We start from the raw sequence: 14287 nt of genomic DNA, 5'->3' as shown, positions 1-14287 counted from the left end.
GTTTTGACGCTTATATGGTCCCCCGCCATATCGGCCTTTACGCGGGCGTTCCCGAGGAAGTTCCCGCCCATCTCGTGCAACGCATTTGCGGCACCGGCGTCGAGGTTCTTTCGCAAGCCTGCGACGCCGTCACGCATAAAAAGATTGATGTCGCGCTTTGCGTCGGCGCGGAATCGATGAGCCGCAATCCGGTCGCCGCCTATACCCATCGCAACGGCTTTCGCATGGGGCAGGTCGAATTCAAGGACTTCCTTTGGGAGGCGCTGCTCGACCCGTCCTGCGCCACGACGATGGGCGGTACGGCCGAAAATCTGGCGACGCAATATGCGATCACGCGGGCCGAGGTCGATTCCTATGCCGAGCGCTCTTTCGCGCGGGCGCTCAAGGCGCGGGCCGAAGGCTTTTTCGACGACGAGATCATCAGCGTCGGTTCCGAGATTTTTTCTTCCCCCGGCCGTAAGGACCGGGGCATCAGGCTCGACCGGAAAATCAACGCAGTGACGCAGGACAGCCATCCGCGCGCGACCAGTCTGGAGACATTGGCCAAAATCCGCCCGGCCTTCGGCGGGGTGCAGACCGGCGGCAATAGTTCGGCGGTCGTGGATGGCGCGGCGGGGGCGGTCGTCGTCAGCGGCGACTGGCTCAAACGCGCGGGCAAGAAGCCGCTCGCGCGGCTGATCGGCGCCGTCGCGGTGGGGTGCCCGCCCGCCATCATGGGCATCGGCCCGGCGCCGGCGATCCGCGCGCTGCTCGAGCACACGGGATTGGCGCTTAGCCAGATCGATCGCATCGAAATCAACGAGGCGTTCGGCGCGCAGGTACTGGCCTGCGTGCGCGAACTCGGGCTCGACGAGACGCGGCTCAATGTCAATGGCGGCGCGATCGCCATCGGCCATCCGCTCGGCGCGACGGGCGTGCGCCTGACGCTGACCCTGGCGCGCGAACTCACGCGCAGCGGCCTGCGCTATGGCGTCGCCTCGGCCTGCATCGGCGGGGGACAGGGCATCGCGATGCTGATCGAGAACGTCGCCGGCGCCAATTGACGTTTAGAGGGATCAGTATGGGCTTTCAATTCACCCGCAAATTGACGATCGAATGGGGTCATTGCGACCCCGCCGGCATTGTCTTCAATCCGCGTTTCTTCGAATTTTTCGACTGGTCGACGGCGCTGCTCGTACGCGCCGCGCTCGGCGTGGAAAAAGCCGACATGGTCGCCGCCTATGGCATCGTGGGCATTCCGGTGGTCGACACAAGAGCGACATTCCTGCGTCCCTCTCGGTACGGCGAGGAGATCGAAATCGTCTCAAGCGTGACCGCGGTCGGGCGCTCGAGCTTCGAGATCGCCCATAAGCTGTTCAACAAGGCGGAGCTAGCGGTCGAGGGGCATGAGAAGCGGGTTTGGACGATCCGCGACGCGCGGGACGGCCGGCTGAAATCCCAAGTTCTGCCGGAGGATGTGGCGCGCAAATTGAGCGGCGCCTGATTGCGCCCTCTCAGGGCGGCGCTGCGAGCACAGGCTCGAACGGGCGCGCGATCGTCCCCTGGTCAACATAGCGCGCAAACCGGTCGATCCCGCCCTCTTCATTGCCATTGGGGTGCACAAGCACGATCGAACCTTCTCCCGGCCGCTGGCCCTCCGCGAGCCATGCATCGGTTCCCAGCACGATCAGATGATGGCGGCGCACCGCGTCCATCAGCGGAGAATTGGAGACAAGGCCGGGAAACCGGAAGAAAACCGAGGGGATTCCGCCATTGGCGATCAGCAGGCGCTCCGTTTGCAGAATTTCATAATCGGCGTCGAGACCCTTGGTCATCATGAACGTCTGATCGTCGGGACGCCCTTTCGCATAGGGGTGGTGATAGCTGTGATTGGTCCAGATGATGTCGAGCGCGCCATCGGCCTGTTTTTCCATCAGCCAATGAAAATCGGCAGCGTGATGAAGCAGCCAGAGGCCGGAGACCGACAGCGCCACCGGAGCTCCCTGTCCTGTGGTCATCAGCTTTTCGAAGAAACGGCGATCGAGCGGCTTGCGGCTGGGGCAGAGATCGCCGGTGACGAAGGCGCCCTGCGCCGCGCCATGGGTAAGGCCGGCGTTTTGCAGGAATGTGCGATGCGCGATCCCCGGCATTTCACCCGCTTTGACCACTGTTCGCAGATAGCGCGTGCCCGCTAGTGATTCCTCGCTCGCCGCCTGGCACGTCCAGCAAGCGGCGCGCTCAATCCTGGTCGTGAGTTTGTCGGAATCGGCGAGCAGCAGCAGGGGCGTCTTGTCGATCGTCATTGTTCTGATCGCGACGAGATTGCGGCCATCGGAATTGCGGCATGTCTGCAAGGTCGAGAGATAGTCGGCGACGGAATCCGCGGCCGCGAGACCCTCATGCGGAACCGGCCGATAGAGACAAGCCTCTTCGGCCAACGCGCCGGAGGCTAGAGATAGCGTCGCCAACGCCACGAGGGTTCGCAGAATCGGCCAAGCAAGCGAAGACAGAAGAGAAATTTCGACATCTCCTTGCGCATAAACGGCGCTTTCGCGCGATAGAGTCTGGGCTCAGCACTCTTCGATCTCGCGACTTTCAAACACAGGAGTGCGGTCGAACAAAGACACGGCCAAGCCGTACTGCGGAACCGCCCTATCGCGCCTGCGCGTGATATTCGTCGTTTGGCCGCATGTCGACCGCCGAGGCCATGCGGTTCGACATATTGAAGAACGAGGCGACGGCGGCGATGTCCCAGATTTCGCGATCCGAAAAGCCCGCCTCCCGCAAGGCCTGTCGGTCCCGCTCCTCGATTTGCGCGCTGGAGCGGGTGATTTTTTCAGCAAAGACGAGCATCGCATATTGGCGCGGCGGCAGGCCCGCTGCGCGCCAGTTCATCGCCATCAGCTCGCCAAGTTGGGGAATGCAGGAGATCTGCCGCACCGCCGCGCCATGCGCGGTCAGGCAATAGAAACAACGGTTGTCCGCCGAGACCGCCACCGCGATCATTTCGCGCTCCAGCTTGGAAAGACCGGAGGGCGCCAACATCAGGTCATTGTAGAAGGCCGCGAAGGCTTCCAGCTTGGCCATGTCATGCGCATAGGCCGTCAGCACATTGGGCACGAAGCCGAGCTTTTCTCGGCATTTGGCGAAATAGGCCGCGATGGCCGGCGTCGGCTCGGCGCTTGGCAAATCAAGCGCGATGACGCTCTCGCCGCGCGCCAGCCGCTTCTTCGATTTCTTCGCCATTCGCGCTTCCGTTGATGTCGCAACTTCGCGCCATCCTAGACGGAGAGGCCGCCCTGACGAAAGAGGCGGCGACCCGATTTCTCCTAAACGAGAATCACGCCGCTTGGGCGAACTTGACCGCAATGCCGGTGGCGGCGACGCGCTGCAGGGGGGCGCCGTCAAGGTCTGCGCGCTTGATCGCGTCCACTTCAAAGTCGAGGCCGATAATCGCGTCGGCGTCATATTCCTGCGCCTCGCGGATCAGCGCCCGGACGGCCGCCAGACGATCCGCCTCGCCGCCTGCGGCATTGGCGGCGCGCCAACCGGAGGAGGCCTTGATGCGGCCGATGGAATAATGGCTCCGGCCGTCTTCGAGTTCATGAGTATGACTAACTTGCATTACTTCTACCGTTTTCTTGTTACGCTCGCCCGCCTGCCTCAAAGGGCATAGCGAACATCGCTTGCTCAGAACTTAACGTTCCGAAATAGCGGGCGTTTTGTGGCCGTTGAGTTGACGAAATATTAAAATTCTAACAATGCGCCCTGCGTCAGCGCCTGCTGAAGGATTACGGGATGCGCGGACGCGCTCGCCTGATTGAGACGAGAGCGCCCGTGCAACCGAGGGATAAGCAAGGGAGGGGCCAACTGCCCTAAGCCGAACGCCTTCTCCCATTCTCAGGGAGAAGGCCTGCGCGCGGCGCGGCGCAATTATTCCGCGTGGCTAGCTTCTTCGCTCGCCTGCTGCTTTTCGAGATCGGCGCCGGTCTGCTGGTCGACGACGCGCATCGACAGCCGCACCTTGCCGCGATCGTCGAAGCCGAGCAGTTTGACCTTGACCTTATCGCCTTCCTTGACGACGTCGGTCGTCTTGGCGACGCGGCCTTTCGAGAGCTGCGATATATGGACGAGACCGTCCTTAGAGCCGAAGAAATTCACGAAAGCGCCAAAGTCGACCGTCTTGACGACCGTGCCATCATAGATCAGGCCGATTTCCGGATCCGACGCGATCGACTTGATCCAGTTGATGGCGGCCTTGATCTTGGCGCCGTCGGCTGAAGCGATCTTGATCGTGCCGTCGTCTTCGATGTTGATCTTGGCGCCGGTCTTCTCGACGATTTCGCGAATGACCTTGCCGCCCGTGCCGATGACTTCCCGGATCTTGTCGGTCGGGATTTTCATCGTCTCGATGCGCGGCGCAAATTCGCCAAGCTCCGCGCGCGCGCCGGTCAGCGCCTTGCTCATTTCGCCCAGAATATGCAGACGGCCGTCTTTCGCCTGGCCGAGGGCGACTTTCATGATCTCCTCGGTAATGCCGGCGATCTTAATGTCCATCTGCAGGGAAGTGACGCCCTCGGTGGTGCCGGCGACCTTGAAGTCCATGTCGCCCAGATGATCTTCATCGCCCAGAATATCCGAGAGAACGGCGAAACGCTTGTCCTCAAGGATCAGACCCATCGCAATGCCCGCGGTCGGTCTTTTCAACGGAACGCCCGCATCCATCAAGGCGAGCGAGGAGCCGCAGACAGTCGCCATCGAGGAGGAACCGTTCGATTCGGTGATCTCCGACACGATGCGGATCGTGTAGGGGAATTCAGCAGCCGTCGGCAGCATCGGACGGATCGCGCGCCAGGCAAGCTTGCCATGACCGATTTCGCGCCGACCCGGCGCGGCCATGCGGCCGGTCTCGCCGACCGAATAGGGAGGGAAGTTATAATGGAGCATGAAGCGCTCCTTGTAGGTCCCGTCCAATGCGTCGATGAACTGCTCGTCTTCGCCGGTGCCCAAAGTCGCGACGACAAGCGCCTGGGTCTCGCCGCGCGTGAAGAGCGCCGAGCCGTGGGTGCGCGGCAAGATGCCGACCTGACTGAGGATCGGGCGAACCGTCGTCAGATCGCGCCCGTCGATGCGAGTCTTGTGATCGAGAATGTTCCAGCGCACGACCTTGGCCTGCGCATCATGGAAGGCTTCGGCAAGCTCTTCCTTGGTGAATTTCGCCTCGCCTTCCGCCGGCGCCAGCGCAGCCATCACCTTCGCCTTGACGGCGTCGATGGCGGCATAGCGCTGCTGCTTCTGGGTATGGGCGTAGGCGGCGCGCAGATCGGCTTCGCCGATCTCAAGAACAGCCTTTTCTGCAGCCGACTTGTCGGCGATCTTGAGTTCGCGCGGCTCCTTGGCGGCGCGCTCGGCCAGACGAATGATCGCATCGATCACCGGCTGGAACGCCTTATGGCCCGCCATGACAGCGCCGAGCATGATCTCTTCGGACAGTTCCTTGGCTTCCGATTCGACCATCAGCACCGCTTCGCCCGTGCCCGCGACAACGAGATCGAGCGCGGAATCCTTCAATTCCTCAATGGTCGGATTGACCTTGATTTCACCCTTGATGTAGCCGACCCGCGCAGCGCCGATGGGGCCCATGAACGGGACGCCCGACAGGGTCAAGGCGGCGGACGAGGCGATCAGCGCGAGAATGTCGGGATCGGTCTCGAGGTCATGGCTGAGAACGGTGACGATGATCTGCGTCTCGCAGCGAAAGCCATCGGGGAAAAGCGGACGGATCGGGCGATCGATCAGGCGAGAGGTCAGCGTCTCTTTGTCGGAAAGGCGTCCCTCGCGCTTGAGGAAGCCGCCCGGGATGCGCCCGGCGGCAAAGGCCTTCTCCTGATAATGGACGGTCAGGGGGAAAAAATCGATGCCGGGCTTGGCCGTCTTGGCGGAGACCACTGTCGCCAGCACGGTCGTCTCGCCCCAGCTCGCGAATACCGCGCCGTCGGCCTGACGGGCGATGCGGCCGGTCTCCAGCACGAGGTCGCGACCGCACCAATTGAGTTCTTCACGTTGAATATCGAACATCTCTCATCATCTTTCTCAGATGGTGAAAGCTTCTCGGCCAAGTGGTCTTGCCATCATATGGTTTCGCCATGAGGTCGGTCATGGGCAAGACGGCGAGAGGCTGGCCCGAGCCCGCTTGTCGGGCGGTGGTCCAGCATCCGGCGATCCTGCCATGACGCGCAGCTTTCACCTTAAATCGCGACAGCGGCCCCATGCCGCCGTCGTCGTCTATCAATCAGGCCTTTGGGCCTGGATCAGCGGCGAATCCCCAGACGCTCGATGAGCGACTTGTAGCGGGCTTCGTCGTCCTTCTTCACATAATCAAGGAGCGTGCGACGCTGCGAGACCATCTTCAGAAGGCCCCTGCGCGAATGATTGTCCTTGACGTGAGTTTTAAAATGGCCAGTCAGATTGGTGATGCGCTCCGTCAGGATCGCCACCTGCACTTCAGGCGAGCCTGTGTCGCCGGCCTTCAAGGCATATTCCTTCACGAGCGCAGCTTTGCGCTCAACGGTAATCGACATCGGGTTAGTCCTTTCGTTGCGAGGCGCGGCCCGTCTTCGACGGCGCTTTCCTCTGGAATTGGCCGAACCGGGATGTCGTCCAGGTCGGTCATGGCAAGCGAGGGCGCAGACGCCCAGGCTGGGCGGCTTATACAGGATTTAAGCGGCCGCGCTATCGAATTGTGCAGGGGGGTTGGGCGAGGCGGCCGCGCAGCTCGCCGGTCACCCCGGCAGATTGAACACCCGCGTCGACACGAAATATCCCGCCTCGACAACGCCAAATGCGATAGGCGCGCCAAAACACGACGCATAGGCCGGCCCATCGTGGGGCGCGTGGCTGCCGCGCAGCAGCAGCTTCTGCCCGCGCCGCAGAATGGCGGCGCCATCGCGATCCAGCGCGATATTGGGCAATTCCCGAAGTCCGGCCTCAACCGGCAACATCGCCCGCACCAGGTCGGGCGCTTCGCCAAGGCTGTCCGGAGTCACGGCCCCCTCGCTCCAGAACGGCCCCACGCGCGTGCGTCGCAGCAGGACGACATGGCCGTAGCATCCTAAAAGCCGGCCAAGGTCGCGCGCGATCGCCCTGACATAAGTGCCCTTGCCGCACTCCGCCTCGAAAATCGCCAAGCCCGGCTCGCTGGAGATGAGCTCCAGCCGGTGAACGACAATTTCGCGCGGCGCCATAACGAGGGCGGCGCCTTCGCGCGCCAGATCGTAAGCCCGCTCGCCGGCGATCTTGATCGCCGAATAGATTGGCGGAACCTGGCTGATCACACCGATAAAACGCGGCAATTGAGCTGAGATCGCCGCCGGGTCCGGGCGCAATTCGGAGGCCGCGATGACACGGCCCTCCGCATCGTCGGTGTCGGTCTCCTCGCCCCATTTGACGCCAAAACGATAGATTTTGACGCCGTCCTGCACGATCGGAACCGTTTTGGTCGCTTCGCCGAACGCAATCGGCAGCACGCCGGAGGCGAGCGGGTCGAGGGTGCCGGCATGGCCCGCTTTTTTGGCGTTGAAGAGATATTTGAGCTGCGCGACCGCCTGCGTCGAAGTGAGTCCGATGGGTTTGTCGAGACAAACCCATCCATTGACTTCAACGCGGGTCGAACGGCGTTGTTCGCGCTTTTCGGCCTTGGGCCTTGCGGGCGCCTCTTCGATCATGGCGTCGCTCATTTCAAATCCTCGTCGCCATTTTCCAAATCACGGGCCACTTGCGGAGATTTCAACAACGCGTCGATTCTGGCTTGGGCGGCAAAGCTCTCATCGACGACAAACCGCAGGTCAGGCGCGTATTTCAGGTTGACCCGGTGGGCGATCAGCGTGCGCAGCACTTTCTTGTTTCGATCCAGCGCGGCGATGATCTTTTCAACATTCTTGCCGCCAAGCGGCATGACCGAAATGGTCGCCAGCTTGAGATCGGGGGACATTTTCACCGAAGGGATCGTCACCACCTGCTTGGCGAGGGCGGGATCCTCGATCTCGCCACGCGCCAGGAAATCAGCCGCCGCATGACGGACCAACTCGCCAACGCGCAATAGGCGTTGCGATGGTCCGGCGTTCTTCTGGTCTGGACGGGGCATGGAGGATAATTGCCTGAATTCGATGGTTCGAGTTGCGAGTCTGGGCGGCGAGCGCAATCATGGCGCCGCCAGCCGTTCGTGCACGCTCCCGCTTTTGGCCACGTGTGAATACATCAGCGCCGGCGCTTGACGCCGGTCGCCTGGAGTTCCGCTCACGCCATGCATCAACCAGGCGAGCAAGCCCAAAGGCTTGCCTCAAAGCGTGCGTCGGATCTCCTCGACATTGTAGCATTCGATAACGTCGCCGATGCGCATGTCCTGATAGTTCTCGAACGCCATACCGCACTCCTGCCCGGCTTGGACCTGAGCGACTTCGTCCTTGAAGCGCTTGAGCGTGGACAGCTTGCCCTCGTGCACAACGACATTGTCGCGGATAAGGCGCACATGCGCGCCACGCTGGACATTGCCGTCGGTGACGCGGCAGCCCGCGACATTGCCGACTTTGGAGATGTTGAACACTTCCAGGATCGTGGCGTTGCCCAGCATTTCCTCGCGCAAGGTCGGCGCGAGCATGCCCGACATCGCCGCTTTCACATCGTCCACGAGATTGTAGATGATGTTGTAATAGCGGATCTCGATGCCCTGGCGTTCCGCCAAGTCGCGCGCTTCCTTATGCGCACGCACGTTGAAGCCAATGATCACCGCCTTCGACGCTTCGGCCAAAGTGACATCGGATTCTGTGACGCCGCCGACGCCCGAATGAACGACGCGCGCGCCAACTTCATCGGTGCCCAGCTTGTCGAGCGCAGCGACAATCGCCTCGACGGAGCCCTGAACGTCGCCTTTGATGACGATCGGCATTTCCTTGCGGCCGGCCGTCTTCAACTGGCTCATCATATCGGCGAGCGACGTGCGGACGACGCCGCCTCGCGCGGAAAGCTTCTCGCGCTTCTGGCGATCGCGATATTCGGCGACTTCGCGCGCCCGCGCCTCGTTTTCGACCACCGCAAACCGGTCTCCAGCTTCCGGCGCGCCGGAAAAGCCGAGGACTTCGACAGGCGTCGAGGGCAAAGCGGATTCGACATTGGCGCCGGAATCGTCGATGAGCGCGCGCACCCGGCCCCATTGCGACCCCGCCACGATCAATTCGCCGACCCGCAACGTCCCGCGCTGGACAAGCACGGTGGCGACCGGACCCCGGCCACGATCGAGCCGCGCCTCGACAACCGTGCCTTCGGCGCTGCGGTCGGGATCGGCCGTCAGATCCAGCAATTCGGCCTGCAACGCGATCGCTTCAAGCAATTTGTCGAGATTGGTGTGTTTTGTGGCGGAAACCTCGACCGCCAGCGTGTCGCCCCCGAAAGATTCGACCTGAACGTCATGCTGCAGGAGTTCCTGGGAAACGCGGTCGGGATTGGCGTCCGGCTTGTCGATCTTGTTGATGGCGACGATGATCGGGGCGTGGGCCGCCTTAGCGTGGCGGATCGCCTCAATCGTCTGCGGCATCACGCCGTCGTCAGCGGCGACAACCAGAACCACAATATCGGTCACTTTTGCGCCGCGCGCGCGCATGGCGGTGAAGGCTGCGTGGCCTGGCGTGTCGATGAAAGTGATTTTTGCGCCGCCAGGCGCGGTCACCTGATAGGCGCCGATATGTTGCGTAATGCCGCCAGCTTCCCCGGCGACCACATTGGCTTTGCGGATTGCGTCGAGCAAAGAGGTCTTGCCGTGATCGACGTGACCCATGATGGTGACGATGGGCGCGCGGGGAACCGGCGCCCCGTCTTCGTCAGGCCGGTCGAACAAGCCCTCCTCGACGTCGGATTCGGCGACGCGCTTGACCGTGTGCCCCAATTCCTCGGCGATCAATTGCGCCGTGTCGGCTTCAAGCACATCGGTGATCGTCGCCATCTGGCCCTGTTTCATCAGAAGCTTGATGACATCGACCGCGCGCTCGGACATGCGGTTGGCGAGTTCCTGGATGGTGATGGTCTCGGGCAGGACGATTTCGCGCGAGAGCTTCTCTTTTGTTTCCTTGAGGCCATGCCCCTTCAGGCGCTGGGTGCGGCGGCGGAAGGCGGCGACCGAACGGGTCCGCTCTTCCTCGCCCGCCGTTGCGCTGGTGACCGTCAATCGGCCGCGGTTGCGCTGTTCGGCGCCGCGGGTCGGCCGGGGCGGCAAGACAACTTTTGCCGGCTGGATCACGGCGCCCGGGCGGCGAATGACCCGCTTGGTCTCTTCCTCATCGGCAACAAGGGCTCGAGCGGTGGGCGACGCAGCGCCAACGGGCGAAGCAGGAGCGGCGGCGCTTGTCGCCGGCTTTCGCGCCATCGTCACGGCGGGCGTCGCGGAAGGCTCGCCGCCAGCCAGGCGCCGGCGCGCTTCATCTTCGGTCTTGCGCTTGAAATCAGCGTCTTGCGCGCGGCGGGTGTCTTCGTCGCGTTTGCGCGCGTCGGCGGCCTCGCGTTCGGCGCGCTCGCGCGTCTCGCGTTCGGCGCGCAATTTCGCCTCGGCTTCCTGCCGACGACGATCTTCGTCCTCACGAGCGCGCGCGCCGACAAGCGCCTTGGCGCGCGCCTCGCGCTGTTCCTCGGTCAATGTATGCAGAACGACGCCGGTTTTTGGCGGCGCGATCGGCGTTGGGGTCGTCTTGGCGACGGCCGCCTGACTGGTCGGACCGCGCGGCGCGACTGGAGCGACAGCCGGCGTGGCGGCCGCCGGGCGAAGGACGACGGTCGGGGCAGGCGCGGCCTCACGAGAAGGAGCCTCGCCCGGTCCCGGGATGCGCCGTTTTACCTTTTCGACGACAACCGCCTTGCTTCTTCCATGCGAAAAGCTTTGGCGGACCACCCCCTGCTCGACCGGACGCTTCAAATGCAAGGTCTTCGAGGGGGCCGCGCCCAAAGTTTTTTCGCCAGTATTGTTCGTATCTGTCATGCGTCTTTCCAAGTGCCCGGGCTCTGCCCATCTGTCTGTTCGGCTTCAACGATCGGCTCGCCGCCATCATCCGTCATGGCCGCGATGGGCGGAACGCCCTCTCCGTTCGATCGATATTGGGCCAGGCGGCGAGCCCTATATAGGAACGCCGCGCTCGCCTCGCCCGCGCCAAGGGCTGCATGTATCACATTTGTCCTCCCCAATGCCAAATCCAATTGGCTGGAGGAGAAGAGATTTATTCGCGCGATCCGATCGGCCGCGTCGCCGAAGCGGCCGCGCACGATCCGCTCCAGCTTGGCTGTCCCGTCGGGCGAGCCGTCGAGCGCATGAATAAGGGCGAGGATATCGCCCCCCCGGATCGCGGCTTCGACCTTGGCGGCGCCCGTCACGATCAGCCCCGCCTTGTTGACGATCGACAGGAATTGCAACGCGTCCTGCTCGATCATCGAATCCAGCTTAGCCGCCAGGTCGGGCGGCGCCGCGGCTTTCGTTTTGAACCCCCGCGAAAAGGCCTGTTTTCGCACGGCCTCCGCGACAATTGCGGAACTCAACTTTGTCCAGACGCCTCTGCCGGGCAGCTTTCGGCGCAGATCGGGCACGACATCCCCGCCCGGCGACAAGGCAAAATGGATCATCCCCTCGGGCGGCCCCTTTTCGCCCGTTACGACGCACGTCCTCTCCGATCCGCGCTTGTCCGGCTTCGAGCGAGCGCCCAATCGATCCTCCACTGCGTCCAAGAGGGAGGCTATTCGCCCTCCCCGGCCTCGTCCGGCTGGACTTCCACCGGTTCCGGCTGCGCCTCGATCCATCCCGCCTGCACGCGGGCGCTCATAATCATCGCGTCGGCCTGTTCGCGCGAAATGTCGAAACCGTCGAGGAATCCGGCGTGCCTCTTGCTTTCGCCCTCGCCGCGGTCCGTCCAGCCGACAAGATCGTCGGTCGCGCAACCCGCGAGATCCTCAACGTTTTTCACGTCGTTTTCGCCCAACTTGACCAGCATGGGCGTGGTCACGCCTTCAATCGACTTGAGGTCGTCGGCGACCCCCAAAGCCTTGCGGCGCTCGTCAAACTCGGCCTCGATGCGCGCCAGATGTCCTTGCGCGCGCGCCTGAATCTCGGCGGCGGTGTCCGCGTCGAAACCCTCGATCGTAGCCAGTTCGGCAGGCTCGACAAAAGCCAATTCCTCGACCGAACGGAACCCTTCGGAGGCGAGCAATTGGGCAACGGTTTCGTCGACGTCCAGCGCGCCCATGAAAACATTGGTGCGCTCGACAAATTCCTTCTGGCGTCGTTCCGATTCTTCCGCTTCGGTCAGGATGTCGATGTCCCAGCCGGTCAATTGCGACGCCAGACGCACATTCTGCCCGCGCCGGCCAATCGCCAGAGAAAGTTGATCGTCAGGGACAACCACCTCAATCCTGGTGGAATCTTCGTCAAGGACGACCTTCATCACCTCGGCCGGCTGCAAGGCGTTGACGATGAACGTCGCCGCGTCGGCGGACCAGGGAATGATGTCGATCTTTTCGCCCTGCAGTTCATTGACCACCGCCTGAACGCGCGAACCGCGCATGCCGACGCAGGCGCCGACCGGATCGATCGACGAATCGTTGGAGATCACGGCGATCTTGGCGCGCGAGCCGGGGTCGCGGGCGACCGACTTGACCTCGACGATGCCGTCATAAATCTCCGGCACTTCCTGCGCGAACAGCTTGGCCGTGAACTGGGGATGGGTGCGCGATAGAAAAATCTGCGGCCCGCGCTGTTCGCGCCTCACGTCATAAACAAACGCGCGAATGCGGTCGCCAGGCCGGAACATTTCGCGCGGGATCATTTCGTCGCGCCGCACCACCGCCTCGCCGGCGCCGCTGCCGCCGAGGTCCACGACGACATTGCCGTATTCGACGCGCTTGACGACGCCATTAATGATTTCGCCGATGCGATCCTTATAGACGTCATATTGTTTGTCGCGCTCGGCTTCGCGAATTTTCTGGACCAGCACCTGTTTGGAGGACTGAGCCGGAATGCGGCCAAAATCGAAGGGCGGCAAGGATTCGGCGATCCAGTCGCCGATCTGCGCGGACGGGTTCTTTTTGTGCGCGTCAGCCAAGGCGATCTGCGTGGCGTCATTGTCGATCTGTTCGACGACCAGCAGCAGGCGCGAAAAGCGAATCTCGCCGGTCTTGGGATTGATATCGGCGCGAACCTCGGTCTCCTGCCCATAGCGCGAACGCGCGGCCTTCTGCATCGCGTCTTCCATCGAGGCGAGCACGATCGACCGATCGATCGATTTTTCGCGCGCGACCGCATCGACGATCTGCAAGAGTTCGAGCCTGTTGGCGCTGACGGCCATCATAATTCTCCTTTATGGTGCTGAGCCGGCTTGTCGCCGCGCATCAGGTCGTTCTGTTCAAGTCGTCGTTCAAATCGTCTTGCCGCTCTTTTCGGGCAAGATCTTGCCGCGTACGGGTTTGGCTTTTTGCGTCTTCCGCTCTTTTTTGGCCGCCTTTTCGCGACGTAAGGTCGCGCGGATCAGATCTTCGGTCAGGACGAGCCTCGCCTCGTCCATATCCTTGATCGGCAAGTCGGCCAGCTCGGCCTGTCCGTCGTCCTTGCCGACTAGGCGAAGGCGCGCGTTCATATGCGGCCCTACTGCTTCCACCCCCTCGATAACCCCGCGAAAACGCTTGCGCGTTCCCACAGGAATCGCCATTTCAATTCTTGCCTCGTGGCCGATCGCACGCTGGAAATCGGAAATGCGCACAAGCGGACGGTCGATGCCAGGAGACGAAATTTCGAGGCGATAGGCCTGGCTCACAGGATCTTCGAGGTCGAGGACCGGCGAGAGCGCGATGCTCGCCTGTTCGCAATCTTCGACCGTCATCGAGCCGTCAGGCCGCTCCGCCATGATTTGAACGGTGCTGCCATCGGCGGCCGAAATTTTCACGCGCACCAGTCGGAACCCCAGATCGCGCAATACCGGCGCGGCGATCGCAGCGATGCGCCGCGCGCCGCCGCCGTCGCTCAGCAGACGCGGCTCGTCGAGGGCGTTGACGAGCGCTTCATCCGCTAGACTTGGCTTGTCGGTCAATTGTCTTTCGGCCATAGGTCCCGTCGGCAATAAAAAAGAGCGGGTCCCGGCCGGGGCCCACTCTCAAACCATCTCCTCATCGAACAAATGAGAAGCTATGAGAAACCAACAGCGCTAGCGATACGCCATATGGCCGAAATAGGCAAGCGTCGTCCCAATCCATTCCCACGCGAAATCCGTCCACGCCTCGCGCGCGGGTG

General features: G+C 62.5%; 13 protein-coding genes. 2 read left to right on the top strand and 11 right to left on the bottom strand.

Translation table 11 applies throughout. The features are described from left to right. Window positions 1–1043: thiolase family protein (locus GSQ90_RS01265; protein ID WP_246731360.1), on the top strand; the 1043-nt coding region annotated here is incomplete at its 5' end. A 17-nt stretch (window positions 1044–1060) separates the two neighbouring features. After that, a complete protein-coding gene (locus GSQ90_RS01260) occupies window positions 1061–1483 on the top strand; it encodes a thioesterase family protein (protein WP_158812665.1) in 423 nt (140 codons plus the stop codon). Between the two features lie 10 nt (window positions 1484–1493). Here GSQ90_RS01260 and GSQ90_RS01255 read toward each other — a convergent pair whose 3' ends face one another. From GSQ90_RS01255 to rimP, 11 genes are all read right to left on the bottom strand, one after another. Further along, window positions 1494–2453: a polysaccharide deacetylase gene (locus GSQ90_RS01255; RefSeq protein WP_158812664.1), complete on the bottom strand. Its 960-nt coding sequence runs from the start codon at window positions 2451–2453 to the stop codon at window positions 1494–1496. Between the two features lie 178 nt (window positions 2454–2631). Beyond that, window positions 2632–3225, bottom strand: a complete 594-nt coding sequence (locus GSQ90_RS01250) for a peroxidase-related enzyme (protein ID WP_158812663.1) — start codon at window positions 3223–3225, stop codon at window positions 2632–2634. A 94-nt stretch (window positions 3226–3319) separates the two neighbouring features. After that, window positions 3320–3604 carry a heavy metal-binding domain-containing protein gene (locus tag GSQ90_RS01245; protein WP_158812662.1) on the bottom strand — a complete coding sequence of 95 codons (285 nt, stop codon included), beginning with the start codon at window positions 3602–3604 and terminating at the stop codon, window positions 3320–3322. A gap of 308 nt (window positions 3605–3912) precedes the next feature. Next, window positions 3913–6057 (bottom strand): polyribonucleotide nucleotidyltransferase, encoded by a 2145-nt coding sequence (gene pnp / locus GSQ90_RS01240; RefSeq protein ID WP_158812661.1) that lies wholly within the window; start codon window positions 6055–6057, stop codon window positions 3913–3915. Window positions 6058–6290: 233 nt separating this feature from the next. Then, window positions 6291–6560, bottom strand: coding sequence for a 30S ribosomal protein S15 (gene rpsO, locus GSQ90_RS01235; protein WP_158812660.1), 270 nt, complete (start codon window positions 6558–6560; stop codon window positions 6291–6293). A gap of 201 nt (window positions 6561–6761) precedes the next feature. Further along, window positions 6762–7715 (bottom strand): tRNA pseudouridine(55) synthase TruB, encoded by a 954-nt coding sequence (gene truB, locus GSQ90_RS01230; protein WP_158812659.1) that lies wholly within the window; start codon window positions 7713–7715, stop codon window positions 6762–6764. Further along, window positions 7712–8122: a 30S ribosome-binding factor RbfA gene (gene rbfA / locus GSQ90_RS01225; RefSeq protein WP_158812658.1), complete on the bottom strand. Its 411-nt coding sequence runs from the start codon at window positions 8120–8122 to the stop codon at window positions 7712–7714. The genes truB and rbfA overlap by 4 nt, the downstream gene beginning before the upstream one ends. Before the next feature lie 195 nt (window positions 8123–8317). Then, window positions 8318–10999: a translation initiation factor IF-2 gene (infB, locus tag GSQ90_RS01220; RefSeq protein ID WP_158812657.1), complete on the bottom strand. Its 2682-nt coding sequence runs from the start codon at window positions 10997–10999 to the stop codon at window positions 8318–8320. Then, the gene (locus GSQ90_RS01215) at window positions 10996–11715 is read right to left on the bottom strand and encodes an RNA-binding protein (RefSeq protein WP_210254793.1); all 720 of its coding nucleotides are present in this window, start codon (window positions 11713–11715) and stop codon (window positions 10996–10998) included. The genes infB and GSQ90_RS01215 overlap by 4 nt, the downstream gene beginning before the upstream one ends. Before the next feature lie 29 nt (window positions 11716–11744). Then, window positions 11745–13349 carry a transcription termination factor NusA gene (nusA, locus tag GSQ90_RS01210; RefSeq protein ID WP_158812655.1) on the bottom strand — a complete coding sequence of 535 codons (1605 nt, stop codon included), beginning with the start codon at window positions 13347–13349 and terminating at the stop codon, window positions 11745–11747. Between the two features lie 69 nt (window positions 13350–13418). Next, window positions 13419–14087: a ribosome maturation factor RimP gene (gene rimP / locus GSQ90_RS01205; protein WP_246731359.1), complete on the bottom strand. Its 669-nt coding sequence runs from the start codon at window positions 14085–14087 to the stop codon at window positions 13419–13421. Between the last annotated feature and the right edge of the window lie 200 nt (window positions 14088–14287).

The sequence above is a fragment of the Methylocapsa sp. S129 genome, assembly GCF_009765995.1.
In the GTDB taxonomy this organism is placed as follows: domain Bacteria; phylum Pseudomonadota; class Alphaproteobacteria; order Rhizobiales; family Beijerinckiaceae; genus Roseiarcus.
This window is presented reverse-complemented; position numbering and strand designations above follow the sequence as displayed.